The 20,059-nt window shown below is 70.3% G+C and carries 13 protein-coding genes; 6 read left to right on the top strand and 7 right to left on the bottom strand.

Features of this window, described 5'->3' with window-relative positions:
- Nucleotides 1–207 precede the first annotated feature (207 nt).
- The 5 genes from AB1L88_RS04105 to AB1L88_RS04085 all read right to left on the bottom strand — a co-directional run bounded on the left by AB1L88_RS04105 (nucleotide 208) and on the right by AB1L88_RS04085 (nucleotide 6,601).
- A complete protein-coding gene (locus AB1L88_RS04105; RefSeq protein WP_367095357.1) occupies nucleotides 208–1,566 on the bottom strand; it encodes a hypothetical protein in 1,359 nt (452 codons plus the stop codon).
- Nucleotides 1,567–1,851: 285 nt separating this feature from the next.
- Nucleotides 1,852–4,332, bottom strand: a complete 2,481-nt coding sequence (locus AB1L88_RS04100; RefSeq protein WP_367095356.1) for a hypothetical protein — start codon at nucleotides 4,330–4,332, stop codon at nucleotides 1,852–1,854.
- An 82-nt stretch (nucleotides 4,333–4,414) separates the two neighbouring features.
- Entirely contained in the window at nucleotides 4,415–5,458 is a 1,044-nt protein-coding gene (gene rsmA, locus AB1L88_RS04095) for a 16S rRNA (adenine(1518)-N(6)/adenine(1519)-N(6))-dimethyltransferase RsmA (protein ID WP_367095355.1), read from the bottom strand.
- Between the two features lie 69 nt (nucleotides 5,459–5,527).
- Nucleotides 5,528–5,896, bottom strand: a complete 369-nt coding sequence (locus AB1L88_RS04090; RefSeq protein WP_367095354.1) for a GxxExxY protein — start codon at nucleotides 5,894–5,896, stop codon at nucleotides 5,528–5,530.
- 108 nt (nucleotides 5,897–6,004) lie between these two features.
- Nucleotides 6,005–6,601: a riboflavin synthase gene (locus AB1L88_RS04085; protein ID WP_367095353.1), complete on the bottom strand. Its 597-nt coding sequence runs from the start codon at nucleotides 6,599–6,601 to the stop codon at nucleotides 6,005–6,007.
- A gap of 379 nt (nucleotides 6,602–6,980) precedes the next feature.
- On the opposite strand from AB1L88_RS04085, the gene AB1L88_RS04080 reads away from it, so the two are divergent.
- From AB1L88_RS04080 to AB1L88_RS04055, 6 genes are all read left to right on the top strand, one after another.
- Entirely contained in the window at nucleotides 6,981–7,895 is a 915-nt protein-coding gene (locus tag AB1L88_RS04080) for an aldo/keto reductase (protein WP_367095352.1), read from the top strand.
- A 224-nt stretch (nucleotides 7,896–8,119) separates the two neighbouring features.
- Nucleotides 8,120–8,584 carry a YkvA family protein gene (locus AB1L88_RS04075; protein ID WP_367095351.1) on the top strand — a complete coding sequence of 155 codons (465 nt, stop codon included), beginning with the start codon at nucleotides 8,120–8,122 and terminating at the stop codon, nucleotides 8,582–8,584.
- A gap of 155 nt (nucleotides 8,585–8,739) precedes the next feature.
- Entirely contained in the window at nucleotides 8,740–10,164 is a 1,425-nt protein-coding gene (locus AB1L88_RS04070) for a DUF1501 domain-containing protein (RefSeq protein ID WP_367095350.1), read from the top strand.
- Between the two features lie 539 nt (nucleotides 10,165–10,703).
- Nucleotides 10,704–12,068 carry a spherulation-specific family 4 protein gene (locus AB1L88_RS04065; protein ID WP_367095349.1) on the top strand — a complete coding sequence of 455 codons (1,365 nt, stop codon included), beginning with the start codon at nucleotides 10,704–10,706 and terminating at the stop codon, nucleotides 12,066–12,068.
- A 270-nt stretch (nucleotides 12,069–12,338) separates the two neighbouring features.
- On the top strand, nucleotides 12,339–13,679 hold the full coding sequence (locus AB1L88_RS04060; RefSeq protein WP_367095348.1) for a spherulation-specific family 4 protein: 1,341 nt from the start codon (nucleotides 12,339–12,341) through the stop codon (nucleotides 13,677–13,679).
- 159 nt (nucleotides 13,680–13,838) lie between these two features.
- Nucleotides 13,839–15,173, top strand: a complete 1,335-nt coding sequence (locus AB1L88_RS04055; protein WP_367095347.1) for a serine/threonine-protein kinase — start codon at nucleotides 13,839–13,841, stop codon at nucleotides 15,171–15,173.
- Nucleotides 15,174–15,282: 109 nt separating this feature from the next.
- Here AB1L88_RS04055 and AB1L88_RS04050 read toward each other — a convergent pair whose 3' ends face one another.
- Entirely contained in the window at nucleotides 15,283–17,904 is a 2,622-nt protein-coding gene (locus tag AB1L88_RS04050; RefSeq protein ID WP_367095346.1) for an ATP-binding protein, read from the bottom strand.
- A 952-nt stretch (nucleotides 17,905–18,856) separates the two neighbouring features.
- Nucleotides 18,857–19,975: a redoxin domain-containing protein gene (locus tag AB1L88_RS04045; protein WP_367095345.1), complete on the bottom strand. Its 1,119-nt coding sequence runs from the start codon at nucleotides 19,973–19,975 to the stop codon at nucleotides 18,857–18,859.
- Nucleotides 19,976–20,059 lie beyond the last annotated feature (84 nt).

Below are 20,059 nucleotides of genomic sequence, written 5' to 3'. Positions count from 1 at the left end.
GGAGGGGACGTGGCTGAGGATCGACCGCCGGGAGGCAGGGACGACACCCGCGTCGAGCGGCGTGCGGGCCTCCCGGGAGAGGAAGCGATCAGCATGGTCATATCACGTCGTGGCCGCGACACGAGACAGGAGAGACGCGGGGCGCAACAACGTGTCGGCCGCCGCCGGGCGAGGTGTCGGGGTCGAATCTGCGGGGCATGAGGTGCCTTACTGGGGCGATCGGCCGCGACGGATCGGGGCGGGGGTGTCCTCGGGTTCGGGAGGGGCGGCGCGGGTGAGCTGGTCGAGGTCGACGAGGAGGATGCGGGGGAGCAGTTGGCGGCGCTCGTCGGGGGTGAGCCGGCTGGTCGGATGGCCACCGGTTTCGACGGCGAGGGTGGGGGCGCGGCGGGCGGCGCCGAGGTTCGTGACGTGGGTGAGCGGCCGGCCGGTCTCGGGGTCGGGGGCCCACCAGGGTCCCTCGATCGTGTCGCCGTCGATCTTGAGGCACATGGCGCGGGATTCCTGGCCAACCGCGGCCTTCATGCAGACATAGGTGCCGGAACCGGCCACGTACTGGATCCCGGGTTCGTTCAGGATGGCATTGACCCGATGGCGGGCCAGGATGGATCGGGCTCCGAGGTCGATGAGGAACAGTTGGTCGTCACGATTCATCAGGAGGGCACGGTCGTCGGCCAGCATGGCCACGAAGTAGGCCTGGTTGGGCGGGATCTCCGCGGGATCGTACGAGAAGGCGGCTCGCTGCTGGCCCGAGAAACTCCAGAGGATCAGGCCTTCCTGGTAATGGGCCAGCAAGGACTGATCGTCGAGGCTCGGGGAGAGCCGGCCCGCCGAGTTGGAGAACCGGCTCGGGACCTTGTTGATGAAGTCCAGCCGGACCGATTCCGGCCCGCGACCGGACAGGTTGACCAGGCGAAGGTTCGAGTCGATGAAGGACGCGCCGTTGCCGAGGACGATCCGGTCGAGGGGGCTGGTCCAGCGGTCCAGGGGAGATCGGATCGAGAGCGATTGCCTGGGGGCCTTGGGGGCTCGCAGGTCGATGTCGCCGATCCGGTGGCCGGAACGCTCGGCCGCGACCAGCCGGAGCGTGTGGGGGGCCCCGAAGAAGGAGGTGGTGAGTTCGGGGATGGTCCCGCGGACCTCGGCCGGGAATCGGACGACGACCCCGGGCGGGGCGTCGTAGAGGATCGATTCGAAGGCCGGCAGCTCCTTGTTGAAGGGGCTCTCATCCTGGCGAGTGCTCTGCAACTGGCTCACGACCGCCACGATCGAGCCGTCGCGGGTCTGCTGGACCACCTGCATCGTCGCCGCGGGCCAGGTGGTGCCGGAAATCCCGTCGCCTTCGAACGGTTGCCCGTCGAGCTGGATCTCGGCCTGGCTGTTCCGGATCACTTGCCTGGCCGTGTGACTGATATAGAGCCCATCCTCGGAGATCTCCCGGAGGATGGGGATGTTCCGGTTGAAGACGGACGCACGATAGAGTTCACGCGAGGGGCCGTCTTGCGCCACCGCCGCCAGCGACGACGCAACGAACCAGGAACATACCACCAGGCACGCACATCTCATCGTCGAGAATCCTCCGCATCGAAGGGGGGGAACGCGGCAGCCCATCGCCCGAAGCGATCGGAATACGAGCGAATCATCATCGGATCAGACAGGTGATCGGGATGAGTGGGACGTGGTCGCTCTTCGCGGCGCCTTCAGGGGGCCGGGACGGATGGATCGTATCGCGGTGCATGAATGCCTGTCAACAACGTGGCGATCCGACCGTTGTTTCACGCGAACACATCAATGCCGAGACGATTGAAATGCGTGTCGTGCCCGGAGATCGCCTCCTGAAGGCCGATGTCGTCAAGGGAGTCCCGCGCGCTTGCGGAGGAGCCATTCGGCGGTGAGGAGGGAGAAGAAGGCGAGGAGGCCGAGGGGGGTGTCCCAGAGGGGGGTCTCGGCAGTGAGGGTGCGGGAGAGGGTCTGGGAGCGGAGGAGGGAGGGGAGCTGGCCGGCGGAGGAGTCGGGGAGGAGCCGGCCGCCGGTGCGGGAGGCGAGGGTGGAGAGGAGGGAGGGGTCGGAGGCGAGGTCGATCAGCTCGGTGGTGGGCTCGGGGGAGACGGTGAAGGTGGACTCGGGGGCGGGGAGGCCGGAGGAGGCGAAGAACAGGGAGAGGGAGGGGGCGTCGAGCAGGGCGCGGTAGCGGCCGGGGGGCAAGGAGGGGGTGAGGGCCTCGAAGGTGCCGGGGCGGTCGGGTGAGGGATGGAGCGGGATGAGGGCGAGGGGGTCGGTCGGGGGGGAGGAGTCGGGGTCGGGAGGGGTGGCGTCGGGGTCGGGGTCGGCGTTGTAGAGGCGGACGGCGGCGAGGAGGTCGGGGCCGACGCCGGGGACGTCGCTGGAGAAGCGGGCGATGAGGGGGACCGGGGCGCCGGAGGGGACGGCGGGGCGGTCGGGGCCGAAGCGGACGAGGCGGTTGCCGCTGGGGGGGCTGGCCTCGGCGGCCCAGCGGATCAATTGGCCCCAGAAGCGGTGGTGGTAGGCGTCGCCGACCCGGAGCCGCCAGCGCCAGGTGCCGTCGGTGCCGATCCAGACAACCTTGCCCAGGCCGTACGGATGCGCAGCGGCCACGGCACGCGTCGATGGGTTCGCTTCGGGTTGATTGGGCACGAGCAAGGGGGTGGCCCCCGGCTTGGGCTGGCCGGCGAGGACCCAGGGCAAGGGGGCGAGCCCTTCCCAGGCGGCGCGGTTCGCGGGCGGGTCGGCGGCGAACTGGAGCATCGGCCAGGCGCCCGGCTGGGCGGCGGCCTCGTCGGCGGGGACGACGGGGATGCCGGGGGGCAGGGTGGCGCGCCCGGGGTCGACGGCGGCGGGGTCGATGGGCAGGAGGGTCGGATCGAGCACGGGCAGGAGCGCCCTGGCCAGGTCGTCCCCTTGCCAGGAGGACGGCCAGGAGCGGGGGCCGGAGGTGAGGATGAGGGTGCCGCCGTGATCGGAGACATAGGCATGTAGGCGATTCCAGAGATCCTCGGATGCGAGCGCGGGGGGGAGGTCGCCGAGGAGGATCACGTCGAAATCGGTGAGCGGGTCGGGATCGTCGGAGCCCTCGGCGGGGGCGGGGGGAAGGGCGTCGGCGAAGGTCGGGGCCGATGCGCCGGAAGGGGGCGGCGGGGCGAGGAGGACGGGGGAGAGTTCGACCCGGCGGTCGCGATCGAGGGCGGCGCGGAGGTAGCGGAACTCCCAGCGGGCCTCGGCATCGACGAGCAGGACGCGAGCGGGTTCGTCGCTGACGACGAGGGGAGCGGTGCGGCGGTCGTTCTCGGGGCGTTCGTCGGGGCCGTCGGGGGGTTCGACGGTGGCGACGAGTTCGAGCGCGCCGGGGTCTTCGAGCGTCAGGCGGAACGAGGCCACGGCGCGGGAGCCGTCGGGGCCGGCGGGGATGACCTCGCGGAGGGGCTCGAGGCCGGGGACGTCGAGGGTGACGGGGATCTCGGTGCCGGGGTCGAATCCATCGGCCTTGACCTCGACGTCGATGGAGAGGGAGTCGCCGGAGAAGGTGGATTCGGGGGCCCGGACGGCGGTGATCGCGGCGTCTCGGGGGGGAATCGTCGAGCCGATCAGGACGGGGAAGACGGGGATGCCGGCGCGGGCGAGTGCGTCGGCGGGGTCGGCGGATCGAGAATCATCGGGGGGGAAATTGCGGAGGCCATCGGTCAGGAGGACGACGCCGAGGACGGGTGCGGATTCATCACCGGCGAGGGCGCGTTCGAGGACGGTCCCCCAGTCGGTCGCGAGGGGGTCGGTCGGGTCGTCGGTGAGGGGTTCGCGATGATCGAGGGCGCGGGCCAGGGTGTCGAGGTCGGCGGGGGTGGTGGGGCGGGCGAAGCCGAACGCTTCGAGGGCGAACAGGCGATCCAGCTCGGCCAGGGCGTCGCCGCGGAGGATGCGGGAGGCGGTGGCGAGGCGGGTGGGGGGAGTTGAGGCGTCGTCGGCCGGGGGGGCGAGGCCGGGGGCATTGCGGAGGCGGGCGGCCTCGTCGGGGGGTCGTCGGGCGTCGGCCGTTTCCATACTTGCAGAGAGATCGACACCGATGAGCAGGCGTCCTTCGACCCGTTCGGTCCAGGAGCGCGCGGCGATCGGTTCGAGGAGGGCGACGACCAGGGCGAGGGCGGCCGCGATCCGCAGGGCCAGCAGGAGCCGGCCTGTTTTCCGGGGGATGAGGCGGCGCTCGTACCGCGAGAGGAGCAGCAGCATCGCGATCGCGACCGCCCCGGCCGCGATCCAGAGGCCGCCGTCCCTGCCGACGGCCAGGACCAGCCGCCACCCATTGCCGAGGTCGAGCGTCACGCCCGTGTCCCTCCCGTTCGAATGCGTTCGATCGTGTTCGAGATGAGGGACCGGGGCACGCGCCGCGATCCCGGGGTGACGATCAGCCGTCGCCGCCGCCGTCGCCGCCCCCATCGCCGCCGTCGCCTTCGCCTTCGGAATCGCCGTCGTCGTCGTCGCGGTGGTGGAAATCGTAGGCGGGAGAGTCGGTGTCGTTGGGGTCGGGCAGGGTGAGCGGGTCGCGGCCGAACCGGGCACGGAGGGCCTCGGCGAGATCGATGAATTCGGCGACGTTCATGGCCTCGGCGCGGACGTCGCCGGTCAGGTCGATCGATTCGAGCAGGGCGTCGACCTCGGGCTTGCCGGTCCAGTTCGGTTTCCAGAGGCTGTAGAGGACGCCCCGGAGGTTCTTGCGTCGGAGGGTGAAGACGCGGCGGACGACCTCGTGGAACCAGGGGAGGTCGGGGATGGCCGCGCGTTTCTCGGCGTCGGGCACGATCTTGATGATGGCCGACTCGACCCTCGGCTGCGGCCAGAAGACCTTGGGCGAGAGGATGCGGACGATCTCGACGTCGGCCAGGGCCTGGACCATGACCGAGAGCGAGCCGTACATCTCGGTGTTCGGCCCGGCGAGCATGCGGTCGGCCAGCTCGCGCTGGATGGTGACGACCATCAAGGCCGGGCAGAGATCGGGATGGACGAGCAGGTTGCTGATGATGGGCGTGGCCACGTTGTAGGGCAGGTTGGCCACGAGCTTCAGGCGGCGATCGGGGGCGACGGCCAGGCCGGCCTGGACGTTGTCGAGGACCTCGGGGTTGATCTCGGATTTCTTCGCGAGGGCGTCGAGTTGCAGGACCCGGACATTCGGCAGGCCGGAGACGGCCTCGCGCGTGAGCAGGGCCATGGCGGGGTCGATCTCGACCGTGACGACGGCCGAGACCTTCGGGGCCATGAGGGTGGTCAGGGCACCGGCGCCGGGTCCGACCTCGAGGATCACGTCCTCGGGGGCAAGCTCGGCAGTGCGGGCGATCAGGTCATGCGTGTTCAGGTCGATGAGGAAATTCTGGCCATACCGCCGGTTGGGGGCGATGCCGCGGTGGCCGAAGAGGTGGCGGAGGTAGGTGAGGGTTTGGCGGGGGGTGGACATGGGGAGGGGACCTCGCGCAGAGACGCAGAGACGGGGAGAAGAGGGGGAAAGAGGAGGAAGAGTAAGAGGTTAGTGGAGACCGTAGACGACGCGGGTGATGCCGTCCTTGATCAAGGCGACGTTGAAATTGAGAAGGAGACCGAGGCGAAGTCCGGTGAGGCGGAGGTAGGTGAGCAGTTGCATGCGATGGACAGGAGCAACCTGATCGATCGATTTCAGTTCGACGAGCACCAATCGATCGACGATCAGATCGGCACGGGAGCCGAGATCAAGTTTCACGTCTTCATACACTACCGGAATCCCTTGCTGGGTCTCGACTGCCAACCCTCTTCGTTTCAGTTCGTACACCATCGTCGCCTCATACACCGACTCCAGCAACCCCGTATGAATCTTGTATGCTGCATCCACAATCATCCCCGAAATCTCGTTCTCTCTCATTGTACTTCCCCCTTCATTTCTCTCCTCTTTGGCCTCTCTCCCCTCTCCTCTGACCTCTCATCTTCTCTGCGTCTCCGCGACTCTGCGTCCGATCTTCTGCTCCCCGCTTCATTCCTTCCCCAGCAATTTCCTCACATGCTTGGCCAGCATATCCGCCTCGATGTTGACGCGATCGCCGGGGGTGAGGGTGCCGAGGGTGGTGACGGCCAGGGTGTGGGGGATGAGCATGACGGAGAAGTCGTCGTCGCCGACGGTGACGAGGGTCAGGCTGACGCCGTCGACGGCGATCGAGCCTTTCTCGACCAGGAGCGGGGTCCAGCGGGGGTCGAGGCGGAAGCGGAGGAAGTCCCACTCGCCTTCGGGCCGGCGTTCGACGAGTTCGGCGGTGGTATCGACGTGCCCCTGCACGAAGTGCCCGCCCAGGCGGTCGCCGACGCGGAGCGAACGCTCCAGGTTGACCGGGTCGCCCTCGCGACGGCGGCCCAGGGTGGTCCGCGCGAGGGTCTCCGGCCCGGCCTGGACCTCGAAGACCTCGCCGTCGTGCGAGACGACCGTCAGGCAGCAGCCGTTGACGGCGATGCTCTCGCCGAGGCTGAAGGGGGAATCGGGGCTGAGGTCGGGCCAGCGGATCAGGAGGCGGCGGCCGTTGGCTTCCTCGACCACGCGATCGATGCGACCGAGGACTTCGACCAATCCTGTGAACATCGCGTCACTCTCACTCACTCGGGCGCACCGCGGCGGGAAGGGAGGGATTCGGGGGCTGCTCGGCGATCGGGCCGGGGCGTGCTGTCCACTGTATCCGGAGGAGAGGCCCATCGGCCACGGCCCGACGGGCCGATGGGCCGCCCATCGACTCTGGCGAACCGGCCGATCGGGTCGATAGAATACACGATCGACGCGCCGGCTGGCGAAACGGGATCCGCCCGACCGCGGGCGGATCCCGCAGCCGGGCGTGTTCGGGCCGGTCGGGCCGGGAGTCGTGCCTGCCGACCGGGGAGGAATGGGGCCGGGGAGGTGACGCCGTTCCCAGCTCATTCACATCGTCTCGTCTCGTTTTGCTCGTTTGATACCGGAGGCCAGGGCCATGATGTCGCCGATCCACCGCCGAGGGTTTCTCGCCGGGACCGCCGCAGCCGGGGCCGCCGTCGCCCTGGCGAACACCAGCCACGCCTCGGGAATGGCCCGACCCTTGAACCGGGTGCCCGACGGCCCGACCGACACCGTCACCCTGGGCAACACCGGCATCGAGGTGTCGCTGATCGGCATGGGGACCGGCAGCAACGGCGTGAACCAGTCGAGCAACCAGACGAAGCTCGGCGTGAAGGAATGCTCGCGGGTGATCCGCCACGCCTTCGACTCCGGCATCCGATTCTTCGACGTGGCCGACCAGTACGGCAGCCACCATTATCTGCGCGAGGCCCTCAAGGGGATCCCCCGCAACCAGTACGTCATCCAGACGAAGACCCACGCGAACGACTACCGGGAGGCCAAGAGCCACCTGGAACGCTTCCGCATGGAACTGGATGTCGAGTATGTCGATACGCTCCTGCTCCACTGCATGCAGACGGCCGACTGGACCGACAAGAAGGCCGGCGCGATGGAATACATCAGCGAGGCCAAGGAGGCCGGCCTCGTCCGGGCCCACGGCGTGAGCTGCCACGGCATGGACCCGCTGCGGGTCGCGGCGCAGCACCCGTGGGTCGAGGTCGACCTGGCCCGCGTCAACCCCGAAGCGGTGGCGATGGACAGCGCCGACCCGAGCGAGGTGACCGATCAGCTCCGGATCATGCACAATGCCGGCAAGGGGGTGATCGGCATGAAGATCTGCGGCAACGGCCAGTTCAAGGAGCCGGAGCGGCGCGACGCCTCGCTGCGGTTCGTCTTCGGGCTGGGCGTCGTGGACATGATCGTCGTCGGCCTGGAATCGACCGAGCAGGTGGACGACCTGATGAGCCGGGCGCAGCGCGCCCTCGACTTCGTCCGCAGCGAACGGGCCTGAGCGTCCTGATCCGATTGGCGTTTCTGCGAGCGGTCCCGCCCCGAAAAGAGGGCGGGATTGCTCGCGGAGTCGCGGAGAGAGAGGGCCACGGGACACCAATCGCGAACCAATGATCGGCGGTACTCCTTCGGGACCTCCTCGGCGACTTTGCTCCTCTGCGAGCGGTTTCGCCTCCCCCGCCCTCGTCCACCCGTGCGCAGCCTTCCCCTTGCCGAGTCCGTCTCATGAATGAGCGTATTTTCCGATGGTTCCGCAAGGCCGAGGCCGAGACGGGGGTCGCCCCCCCGGCCGAGCCGATCGTGCCCGAGGTCTACGTCGGCAACGACCAGGAGAAGAACGAGCAGTACGTCCGCGACGGGTTCGCGGCCAAGGCCCGCACGTTCCTGACGAAGCTGCCGATGGCCGAGGACGTGGCCGCCGCCTACTTCTGCATGCTCGACCCGAGCACGCCGAAGTGGGTCAAGGGGGTGGCCGCCGCGGCATTGGCCTACTTCGTGCTGCCGATCGACGCCATCGTCGACGCCATCCCGGTTGTCGGCCTGATGGACGACGTGACCGTGCTGACCGGGGCGTTGACGGCGATTTCCGCCTTCGTCACCGCCGAGCACCGCGACAAGGCCCGCCGCTGGATGTCGAACGAGCAGATCGTGCCGCCGACCGAGGCGAACGTGACGCCCCCCCCGGCCTGAGTGCGGGGCGATCGAGGCCCCCGGCGATGCGTTGCCTTGCGACCCGGATCGATCGGCCGTAACATGAGAACGCATTGAATCGGGACGAGGCCTCCCGGGCCCGCCCTTGCCCTGCACTGCCCTTCGCCCCGACCCTCAATCCAACGGAGGGGACGATGCTTCGGCTCACTTCCCGGCCCCGTCGCCCGGGCCTCGGACCGACCCGTCGAGACGTGCTGCGGATCGGCGCGGGGACGCTCGGGGGCCTGACCTTGCCGAATCTGATCCGGGCGGCCGACCCGGCGGGGGGGAAGGCGAAGTCCTTGATCTTCTTCTTCCTCGAAGGCGGCCCGGCGCATCAGGACCTCTGGGACATGAAGCCCGAGGCGCCGGAGAACGTCCGGGGCGATTTCCGGCCGATCGACACCTCGCTGCCGGGCTTGCAGGTCTGCGAGCACCTGCCGATGACGAGCAGGATTGCCCATCATCTGACGCTCGTGCGCTCGGTCCATCACGCGATCGTCGACCACAACGCCGGGGCCTATTTCGCCCTGACGGGCAAACCGCCGGTCTCGGGAGGGAGCCTGATCGTCGGCCCGAGGCCCGAGAACTTCCCCCCCTTCGGCGCGGTGCTGGCGAAGCTCCGGCCGACGGGCCGCCCCCTGCCCGACTTCGTGCACGTGCCCGACTGGATGAGCAACCTCGGCCAGTTCTTGCCGGGTCAGGATGCCGGATTCCTGGGGGCCGAGTGCCAGCCGTTCGTCTCGGGAGACCCGAGCCTGCCCGAGTATCAGGTGCCGGGCCTGACCCTGCCGGCCGAGGTGCCGCTCGACCGGCTGGAGGCGAGGCGGTCGCTGCTCGACGCCGTCGATCGCTCGATCGACCATGCCTGGCCGGTGATCGATGGGATGGACGCCCATTATCGGAAGGCGTATGAACTGGTCTCCAGCCGTCAGGCACGCCGGGCGTTCGACCTGTCGGAGGAGCCGGAATCGGTCCGCGAGCGTTACGGCCTCGACCCCGACAACCCCCGCGAGAAGGAGGCGAGGCAGTTCGGCGGCCTGCCGCACCTGGGCCAGTGTGCCCTGCTCGCTCGCCGCCTGATCGAGTCGGGGGTCCGCACCGTCACCCTCTGCACCGGGGCGCGGTACGACCAGACCTGGGACACGCACCGCCAGCATTTCCCCCTGTTGAGGCGGTCGATCCTGCCGATGTTCGATCGCGCCTTCTCGGCCTTGATTGAAGATTTGCACGATCGTCGCTTGCTCGATGAGACGCTGGTGGTCGCCCTGGGGGAGTTCGGCCGGACCCCTCGCGTGGGGCAGATCACCTCCGACGCCGGGGCCGACGCCAACGGCCGCGACCACTGGCCGCACTGCTACACCGCCCTGTTCGCCGGCGGCGGCCTGCCCGCCGGGGCCATCTTCGGCGCCAGCGACCAGTTCGCCGCCTACCCCGCCCTCGATCCGGTCACCCCGCAGGACATCACCGCCACGATCTATGAATTGATGGGCATCCCCCACCAGACGATCGTGCGCGACCCGCTCGACCGCCCCCACCTCCTGACCGACGGCCGACCGATCCGGGCCTTGCTGGGCTGATCGGCCGGCGATCGTCGGCCGGGGCGCCGATCCGAGGATGACTGACACTCCGGCCGAAGCGCCCCGGTTGCTCGACGCCATCGGCCGCGGTGATCCCCGCGCCGCGAGCGAATTGCTGCCGATCGTTCACGACGAGCCGCGGCGGCCCTGTCCCCTCCGGCATCCGAGCCAGGACGGGATCCCGATGACGAACGCTCCCCGAAAAAAAATACGCGATATCCGCTTTTTTAATTCTCTCGTCTTGTTTATAATGGCGCGGCCGCGAGATGCCCATCCCAGGGACGGGGGGCCGGGCACTCGGGCAGTCACCCGGACGCAGGGTTGCGTCGACACACGATTGCGAGTCCATTTCCAGAGGCACCGGCGCCTCCCCCGGGGACGTTGAGCCCCTCTGCGACGCCCCCATCGACGATGAGGCGACGCGCCGATCGGGGACGCTCCCACGGTCCGCCGTCCGTCATCCCTCACCCACTCCCCACCCCCGGCGGCCCCGCCGAAGGCCGCCGTGCGAGCCACTCCCGACCCCGGAGACCCGACCCATGCGCCGATCGAAGTGCGGATTGGCCGATCTCGCCCGCGCCCTCGTCCCGCTCGCCGTCGCGGTGCTGCTGACGAACACGTATCTCCCCCCGGCCGGGGCCCAGTCCACCTCCAGGGTCAGGGCGCTCGTCCCGGCCTACTTCTACCCCACCTGGTGGCAAGGGTCCCCCTGGGATGACCTCAATCAGGCGGCCTCGCAGATCCCGATCGAGGCCATCATGAACCCGGCCAGCGGCCCCGGCCACGTGCAGAACCCCGACTACGTGCGGGCCGTCACCGACCTCCGGGCGGCGGGGGGCAAGGTCATCGGCTACGTCTCCACGGGCTTCGGCTCCCGACCGATGCGGGACGTGGTCGCCGAGATCCGGGCCTATCTCTCCTGGTATGACGTCGACGGCATCTTCCTCGACGAGATGGGCAACCAGGCCGGGCCCCTGGACTACGAGTCCCTGTATTGCTACATCAAGCTCAGCCAGTTCGTCGTCGGCCGAGAGCTCCGCGTCGTCGGCAATGTCGGGATCCCGTTCGCCCCGGCCCAGGGCTATCTCCGATCGGCCGACACGCTGGTCATCTTCGAGGGGCCGCAGGCCAGCCCGGGGCTCGTGATCGACTTCGAGGAGATCCTGGTCCCGCCGGGCGGCGCCTTCTACCCGGGCATCTATCAGGATCCGAGCCAGGAGTTCCAGCTGACCGCGATCGCCCCCCCGGACGGCTTCCTCTCCTCCTTCTACGCCCCCGGGACGGATGCGTTCGGGTTCTACGCGGGGTCGAATGCCATCGGAGCGAGCACGGAGGCGACGATCACGCTCACCCGCCGCGACCTGCAGCCCTTCACGATGCGGTCAATCGACGTGGCCCGCTACTTCCTCTTCAACGCGGCCAACGACCCGGTCACGCTGACCTTCACCGGGCAGCAGGTCGGCGGCGGGACGGTCCAGCAGTCCTTCACCGTCCAGTCTCCCGTCGGCGTGCCGGAGTTCGACACGTTCACCTTCTCCGGCTTCTCGAACCTCGTCTCGGTCTCCTGGCAGCAGGAATTCGGCCCGGCCGGGGTCAAGCATCAGTTCGACAACATCAGCCTCGAGCCCGAGCCGTTGGGCGCCAACTTCGACGCCTACCCCGCCGAGCGGCCCTACGACGGCCTGATCCCCTGGTTCCTGCAGTATCGGCCCAGGCGCATCGCGAACCTCGTCTACGACGTGCCGACCGCCGACGCCATGGAAGCCGCGCTCGAGAAGGCCATCCGGAACAACGCCGGCTACGTCTACCTGACCGATGACGTCCTCTCCAACCCCTGGGACACCCTGCCGGCCTACTGGGAGGAGCAGGTCGAGGCGATCCGGGCGTTCAACGCGTCGCCGTGACGGGCCCTCGCCCCCGCCGAGCGTCGAGGGCCCGTCGCCTCCGGGCCCCGACCGGCTCCCGGCCCCGGTCGTCCCGTCCGCCCTCCCCCTCGACATGCCCCGGGGCGTCGGTCGTCATCCCGGGCCACGCGCGGCGTCGCGGGGCAGCCGGCCCCGGCCCGTTCGATCCGTGGGACGCGTCCGGTTCTATCTGATAAACTGTGACATCGGGCGGCGGGATGGGCACCCACCGGCCGGCAGGACTTTGGGGGGACGATCGCGATGATTTCGATGACCTGTACCTGCAAGAGCGAGTTCTGGGTGCGGGACCGGCTCTCGGGGACGGCGACCCCCTGCCCGTCGTGCGGCGTGGCCCTGGAGGTCCCCTCGATCGAGGCGGTCCGCACGAGCATGTCCCCCGCGGCCTGCAGCTGCGGGGAGGTCTTCTGGTCCTCGGCCTGGCAGCCCGGGAAGCTGTCCAGGTGCCCGGTCTGCGGAGACGTCGTCGGCCCCGGGAGGACCGAGGAGGAGACCACCGTGATCATCCCGCCCGGCCCGGCCGACGTGCCCGGCCCGGCCCTCAGGACGCAGGGCGAGCCGGGTCAGCCGGCCTACCCGCCGACGCCGACCGCCCCCCGGGCCGACGCGGCGAGGAGGTCGCCCGCGACGACGGAGGTGGAGCCGACCGTCGACAGGCCGTCGGCCCGGCGCCGAGCGATCGCCGTGGCGGCCGGCGCGGCCCTCTTGCTGGCGGCCGGCCTCTTCCTCGGGTCCCGTTTGCCCGGCTCCCCCGGCGGGGACCCGGACCCGCCCTCTGCTCCCCCCGCCTCCTCGGGCGGGGGGGGTGACACGTCCCCCGGGGGCGACGTCGTGACGCCCCGGCCCCCGACCGATCGGGGGCCGTCGGCCCTGAAAATCCTGGTCCCCGCCTACTTCTACCCGGGCGGATCGGGGCTGGACGACTGGAAACGCCTGATCGCCTCGGCGGCTCGGGCCCCGATCGTGGCGGTCGTCAACCCCGCGAGCGGCCCCGGGGATGCCCCCAACCAGGACTACGCGAACGTCATCCGCGGGGGCGCCGCCATTCCCGGGCTCACGATGATCGGCTATGTGAACACCGAGTTCGGGGCCCGCCCCCGCCCGGCGATCGAGGCCGATATCGACCGATGGGCCCGCTTCTATCCCGAGATCCGGGGCATCTTCCTGGATGCCCAATCCGTCGACGCCGAGGACGTGGGGCTCTATGTCGAACTGCACGACTCCGCGAGGAATGCGATCGGCGACGCGCTGGTCGTCACCAACCCGGGCATCATCTGCGCCGAGGATTATTTCGAGCGGGGGGCCACCGACCTCGCCGTCGTGTTCGAGAACTCCCGAGGGTTCGATGAGTTCGACATGCCCCTCTGGAGGCTCCGCTATCGCCCCGAGCGATTCGCCGCGCTGCCGCATGGCGTCGCGTCGGCGGACGCGATGGAGGCGGCCGTCCGACAGGCCGGCGCGAAGGGGATCGGCTCCATCTTCGTCACCGACGGCACCATGCCCAACCCGTGGGGCGGCTTGCCCCCCTACTGGGATGAGATGGTGCGGGTCGTCGGGGAGATGAATTCGGCCCTCCCGACGGAGGGCCTGTGATCGAGCGGGATTTCCGCCATAATTGGGGACCGGCCTCAGATCTGCAGCGGATTCCCCGCCGCGTCGCCGTCGGTGACCGGTCGGGACCGCTCCCCGACGGATGACCCCGGATCGGGCGACATCCCCACTCGAATCCCGTTTCGGTCAGGACGCGTCCCCATGGTGGTCAATCCGGAGCTCTCGAAGTTCTGGCAGACGGCGATCCGGAGCGGGTTGATCGACCCCGAGGCGCTCACCTCCTGCCTCGAGGGGATTGACCCGGAACGGCTCACCCCCAGGGCCCTGGATCGTCGCCTCGCCCGCCAGGCGGTCGCGCGTGGGAAGCTCACGGCCTGGCAGGCCCAGCAACTGCTGCTCGGCCGGCTGAAGATCCTGAGGATCGGCAAGTACGAGCTGCTCAGGCCGATCGGACGCGGGGGGATGGGGAAGGTCTACCTGGCCCGCGACACGACGCTGGGCCGCCAGGTCGCGATGAAGCTGCTCTCCGGCGAGCAGGGGAAGAACCCCCGGGCGGTGGCCCGCTTCGGCCGAGAGGCGAGGATCGCCGGGCAGCTCCAGGACGAGCACCTGATCCGGGTCTTCGACTTCGGGGAGACCTCCTCGGCCCGCTACCTCGTCATGGAGTACATCGGGGGCAAGAGCGCCGCCCGGCTGATCGAGGAGCACGGGGCGCTCCCCCCGGCGATCGCGGCCGAGGTGGGCCGGCAGGTCGCCCTCGGCCTGGAGTACCTGCACCTCAAGGGCCTGCTGCACCGGGACGTGACCCCCTCGAACATGCTCGTCGACCGGGTCGGCGTCGTCAAGCTCGCGGACCTCGGCCTGGCGATCGACCTGGAGGACGCCGAACGCCTCACCCGGGAGGGCTCGACCGTCGGCACCTTCGACTACCTCTCGCCGGAGCAGGCCAGCAACTCGCGGGCGATCGGCATCCAGAGCGACATTTACTCGCTCGGCTGCAGCCTCTATCACATGATCGCCGGCCGGGTGCCGTTCCCCGCCCCCACGCTGCCCGAGAAGCTGGTCGCCCACCGCATCGCCGAGGCCGAGTCCCTCGAGGCCCTGGCGTTGTCCTGCCCGCCGGGGCTCGACGCGGTCATCCGCCGGATGATGATGAAGGACCCCGGGGGGCGGTATGCCGTGCCCACGGAGGTCGCCGCGGCCCTCGAGCCGTTCGCCTCCGGGACGGTCCCCCTGGGCCGGGTGGTGTCGATGGGAGGGGCCTCGGAGTCCTCACACGAGGCCGGCGAGGCCTTCATCATCCAGTGGCTCGAGTCCGACCCGGAGGCCGACCTCGTCGAGGACTCCGACGTCGGCTTCCCACCCCTGCCGAGCTCGCAGGACGTCTTCCCGGTGGTCTACGTGGACGAGAGGCCGCCGACCCCGGCCGGGGCGCCGACGGACCGGGCCCCCCTCGCGAGGCTCCCGGCGTCCGTGTCGCAGGCCGCCCGGCGGGTCATCGTGGGGTCGGCCTGGCTCCTCCGGAGGGGACGCTAGCTAGGGCGGCCCTGCGTTGATCGGCGGGCCGTCCGGAAGGGGACTGGCCCCACGGCGAGGCGGCGGGCTCGCCCCCGCGGCCGGGGGCCGCCCGACGGGTCGAGCCTCCTCACGGCCCGGCCCCCCCCCGCCCGCGGACGTGCCGAGCCGCCGGCCCGGCAGTCCGGGCGACCCGCCGGACCGCCTCCTCCAGCGTCCGGAGGTCCAGGGGCTTGGTCAGGTGCTCGGCGAAGCCCGCCGCGAGGCTCTGCCTCACGTCGTCGTCCGAGCCGTAGCCGCTCATGGCGAGCCCCGCCGTGGTGCCGGCCGCGATCGCCTCGCGCATCAGCTCCAGCCCCGTGCCGTCGGCCAGCTCGATGTCGCTCAGCAGCAGGTCGAACCGCGACCGCCCCATCGCCTCCCTCGCCTCCGCCACGCTGCCCGCCTCGACCACGTCGATCTCCCTCCGCCTCAGGGCCATCGCCAGGAAGCGGCGGGTATCCCGGTTGTCCTCCACGACGAGGATCCTCAACTTCGCCCCCCCGGGGTCCGGCCGGGGGGCCTCCGACGGCCCCCCCCCGGCCTCGGCGGGCGAGGGGGTCGTGGAGAGCCCCAGCCGGAAGGTCGTGCCGGATCCGCGGCCTTCGCTCCGGGCCGCGAGGGAACCCCCGTGGGCATCGACGATCGCCCGGCTGATGGCCAGCCCGAGCCCCATCCCGGCGGCCCGCCCGCGCAGGCCCGGGTTCCCCTGCTCGAAGGGCTCGAAGATCCGCTCCAGCGAGGCCGGCTCGATCCCGGGGCCCGTGTCCCGGAACTCGACGACGAGCTCGCCGGCGGGCCGGCCCGCCCCGCCCGGCGGCCCGTCGCTCGTGCGGATCGTCAGCGTCCCCCCGGGGGGCGTGAACTTGGTCGCGTTGCAGATCAGGTTCCAGGCGACCTGGAGCAGCCTCGTGGGGTCGGCCCGGACGTGGTGCGAGGCGGCACCCAGGTCCAGCTCGACGGCTATCCCCGCCGCCTTGACCTCCTCACGGCAGATCTCCACGGCCCTCCCCAGCACGTCGTGCACGTCGACCACCTGCATCTTGAGATCCAGCTCGCCCCGGCCGATGCGGACGACGTCCAGCAGGTCGTCGATGAGCCGCACCTCCAGCTCCACGTTCCGCCGGATCATCTCCAGCGTCGACCGGGTCGGGACCTCGTCCCCCTCCAGCATCGCCGAGGCCGCCAGCAGGATGGGCGTCAGCGGCGTGCGGAGCTCGTGCGAGAGGACCGCCAGGAAGCGGTCCTTCGCCCGGCTGGCCGCCTCGGCCTCCTGGTACAGCCGTGCGTTGTCGACCGCCAGCGCCACCCGCCTTGCCATCACCTCGGCGGCCAGCCGGTCGTCCGCCCCGAGGGGCCGGCGGCCTTCCGAGCAGGCGAGCGAGATGACGCCCAGGGTCCGGCCGCCGGCGACCAGCGGCACGGACAGCCAGGAGCCGACCCCCAGCCGCCGCAGCAGCGCCAGGTGCTCGGCGTCCCTCGCCATCGCCCCGAGCCCCCCGGCCTCGGCCTCGCCCCCGGCCACCCCCCGGCCGGTCTGCAGGGCGAGGGCCGCGGGGTCGGCGCCGGCAGGGTCGGGCGGGTAGCGCCGCAGCAGCTCCTCCGCCAGTTGCTGCTTGTCCCGATCGGCGTGCACCGCCGTCACCCCGCGGATCTCCCCCCCTCGCCCGACCAGGCCCACCAGGCAGAGGTCGGCCAGCCGGGGCACCGCCAGCTCGGCCACATCCGGGAGGATCTCCCCGACGTCGAGCGAGGCCCCCAGGCAGTCCGCCACCTCGGCCAGGAATGCCAACCGCCGGCGCTCCTCGTGCGATCGCTCCAGCAACCGGGCGTTGTTCACCGCCAGGGCGACCTGGCCGGCCACCGCCACCAGCAGGTCGAGGTCGTCGCCGGCGAAGCACGCGTTCCCCGAGCTGGTGTCGAGCTGCAGGATGCCGAACGGGCGCCGATCGGGGTCACGCAGGGGGGCGCACATCACCGTCCGGATGTGTGCCTCCTCCGCGCTCTTGCTCTCGGCGAATCGGTCGTCGGTCGCCACGTCCACGCTGAGGATCGCGCGCCCCTTGGACAGCACGTACTCCATGATCGTCCGGCTCACCGCCGGCGCGACCTGCGGGCCGCCCCGGGTCTTGAACGCCGTCGGGGAGAGCCCCCCGCTCGCCTCCCCCTTGAGCACGACCAGGCCGCGCTCCGCGCCGGGGAACACGGAGAAGAGGGCGTCCAGGGCCTTCTCGAGCACGCCCGCCAGGTCGAGCGCACCGGCGATCCCCCGCGAGATCTCCAGGATCGCCGCCAGCTTCTGCTCGGGCCGCACGCCGATGAGGGCCATCTCGCCGGTCTCGGAGGTCTCCCGCTCGCTCAGGATGGCCGGGGTGCCCGGGGGCCAGGCGTCCGGAACGACCCGCGGGCCGGAGAACCCGAGGAGGCAGCTGCCGATGCCGATCCGGTCGCCGTCGCTCAGCAGGACCACGCCGCGAACGGGCCGGCCGTTGAGGAGGGTGCCGCCGCTGCTCCGCAGATCCTCCAGCGTGTACCCGCCGCCCCGGAGCTCGATCCGGGCATGCCGCCGCGAGACGGAGGTGACGGGCAGGACGAGGTCGCAACTCGGCCCCCGCCCCACGACGGCCGAGGGCCGCTCGAGCCCGAACCGGAGGCCGACCATCGGCCCCTCCAGGATCGTCAACGAAGGTCCGGTCCGGAGGAGTTGGGACATGGGAACAAGCCCTCACTCGCGGAGGCGAGGTCGGCGATGGTCGGGGGACTTCGGTGGGGCCGGGGGCGCCGGGACACACGCCGGGCGGACAGTCGGGCCGTTCAGCCGGTGACCAATGGTCAGGAGAGATCCGAGCTCAAGCTCGTCACGCCAGCCCATTCCGGTATCAATAATGCATCTCCAACATGGTTTTGTCTCGATCAAAGTTTCTATTAAAGAGGTTTCGGCCTGAAGCCTCGGAGAACCATGGGCGTTCGCGCATCCGAAAAGGGGCATAGCGGCCTGCTCGGTCTCCGAGGGACCGATTGCAGGCCCCGGAAAGGGTGCCCCGCCTCGGCCATCCTACGCCCGCTGCAGCACCTCGATCGGTGAGGGAGTCCTCGTCACCCCGAATCCCCGGCCGGACCTGCGAGCCGCCGCGGGTCGGCGGGCCGCCTCGCCGGCCTGGCCTCTCGTTCGGATGGCGGCCCGAGTCAATTATAGTCGAATGGCCCCCGCGAGTGAGCGCACGATCAGGGCCCTGGCGGCCGCCGGACGGCCCGAATGCGTGGGGATCGACCTGGCGGGCGTGGATCGCAGGGAGACCGGGGTGGCGACGGACCTTGCTCCGTCGCATGCCCGTCCCGTCTCCCCGGCCGCCACGCGGGCGGGTCGGGGCGCTCGGGGACGGTTCTCGGTCCGCCCCCTTCCGCGTTCTCGATCCGGTCACCCCGCAGGACATCACCGCCACGATCGATGACGAAAGGGCCTTCCTCACCCAACGTCCGTGCACAGCCCGCTCGGCCGTCCTCACCCCCCGACCGAAGGCGCACCGATCCGAGCCCTGCTCGGGTGGGGCGCCGGGCCGTCGTGAGCACATCGGCATCGGCCCGACGGAAACGGCATCGAGACCGGCCCGACGGCCCGATCGTCACGCCCCCCCGCGCGAGGCGGTCGCCGGCTACGGGACCGATCAGTAGGTCCGGCCCAGGACATCGACGATCGCCCGCTTGACCTCCAGCGGGTCGATGGCGCCGGTGTGGCGATACAGGACCTCGCCGCCGGGGGCGATGAGCAGGGTGTACGGCACGGGGCCGGGCCACTCGGGGTCGAGTGCCTCGGCGAAGGCGTCGCGGTCGGCGGCGTCGAGCAGGTAGTTGGTCGCCGAGACGTGGTGCTCGGTCAGGACTTCGAGCGCCTTGGATTGCGCGTCGGAGTCGTCGAGGCTGATGGTGATCAGCTTGAAGTCGCGGCCGCGATACATCCGGTTCATCTCGACGAACTCGGGCAGCTCGGCCACGCAGGGGCCGCACCAGGTGGCCCAGAGGTTGACGAGCAGGAGGTCGTCGGAGTCGTTCTTCGCCAGCTCGGCCACGCCGTCGAGGTCGATCGTCTCGAGGGAGACCGGCTCGGCGTCCCAGCGTTCGAGGGACTTGCGGGCGTCGTCGCGCTTGTCGGCCCACTTGGTCGAGCAGCCGAAGACGCGGGTCATGGGGACGGGGACCTCCTCGCCCGCGAGCAGGGCCTCGACGGCGTTGATCGCATCGTGCGAGGTGACTTCCTTCACCTCGGCGTCGTCGAATCGGCCCTGATAGCGCAGCCTGCGATCGCGGTCGAAGACGTAGACATGGGGGGTCGCCAGCACGCCGAAGGCGCGCGAGACCTCCTGGGTGTCGCCGTCGTAGAGGTAGGGGTAATTGAAGTTGTGATCCTTTGCCCGGAGTTTCATCTCCTCGAACGAGTCGTTCAGGTCGCTGTAGCCCAGCTCGTCGAGTCGGACGGCCTTCGGGTCGTTCGGCGAGATGGCGACGAGGGCAACCCCCTTGTCCTCGTAGGTCTCGACGAATCGGGCGACGCGGTCCTCGTACGCCTGGGCGGTGGGGCAGTGGTTGCAGGTGAAGTAGACCACCAGGATGTCGGCATCGCCGAAGTCGAAGAGCGTGTAGGTCTTCCCATCGACGCCCGGCAGGCGGAATTCGGGAGCGGGCTCGCCAAGTGCCAGGGGAGTCGCCGGCTGCGCGCACGCAGGATCGGGATCGAGTGGGACGACCAAGGCGGTGGCGGCCACGACGAGCAAGATTCGCAAGGGCATGGGCAGATGACTCCCTGAGCGTACGGACCGAGGCACGGCAAGGTCGGTGTGTCCTGGCGTCACACGTCGAACGAATCGGGCACC

It is taken from the genome of Tautonia sp. JC769 (assembly GCF_040717455.1).
Taxonomy (GTDB): domain Bacteria; phylum Planctomycetota; class Planctomycetia; order Isosphaerales; family Isosphaeraceae; genus Tautonia.
Note: the sequence above shows the minus strand (reverse complement) of the source record. Positions and strands in the feature narration are given on the sequence as shown.

Excerpts from the sequence above, each read along its gene's own strand:
- AB1L88_RS04105 (WP_367095357.1), bottom strand. The coding sequence starts at position 1,566 with ATGAGATGTGCGTGCCTGGTGGTATGTTCCTGGTTCGTTGCGTCGTCG.
- rsmA (WP_367095355.1), bottom strand. The coding sequence starts at position 5,458 with ATGTCCACCCCCCGCCAAACCCTCACCTACCTCCGCCACCTCTTCGGC.
- AB1L88_RS04090 (WP_367095354.1), bottom strand. The coding sequence starts at position 5,896 with ATGAGAGAGAACGAGATTTCGGGGATGATTGTGGATGCAGCATACAAG.
- AB1L88_RS04085 (WP_367095353.1), bottom strand. The coding sequence starts at position 6,601 with ATGTTCACAGGATTGGTCGAAGTCCTCGGTCGCATCGATCGCGTGGTC.
- AB1L88_RS04080 (WP_367095352.1), top strand. The coding sequence starts at position 6,981 with ATGATGTCGCCGATCCACCGCCGAGGGTTTCTCGCCGGGACCGCCGCA.
- AB1L88_RS04075 (WP_367095351.1), top strand. The coding sequence starts at position 8,120 with ATGAATGAGCGTATTTTCCGATGGTTCCGCAAGGCCGAGGCCGAGACG.
- AB1L88_RS04070 (WP_367095350.1), top strand. The coding sequence starts at position 8,740 with ATGCTTCGGCTCACTTCCCGGCCCCGTCGCCCGGGCCTCGGACCGACC.
- AB1L88_RS04065 (WP_367095349.1), top strand. The coding sequence starts at position 10,704 with ATGCGCCGATCGAAGTGCGGATTGGCCGATCTCGCCCGCGCCCTCGTC.
- AB1L88_RS04060 (WP_367095348.1), top strand. The coding sequence starts at position 12,339 with ATGACCTGTACCTGCAAGAGCGAGTTCTGGGTGCGGGACCGGCTCTCG.
- AB1L88_RS04055 (WP_367095347.1), top strand. The coding sequence starts at position 13,839 with ATGGTGGTCAATCCGGAGCTCTCGAAGTTCTGGCAGACGGCGATCCGG.
- AB1L88_RS04050 (WP_367095346.1), bottom strand. The coding sequence starts at position 17,904 with ATGTCCCAACTCCTCCGGACCGGACCTTCGTTGACGATCCTGGAGGGG.
- AB1L88_RS04045 (WP_367095345.1), bottom strand. The coding sequence starts at position 19,975 with ATGCCCTTGCGAATCTTGCTCGTCGTGGCCGCCACCGCCTTGGTCGTC.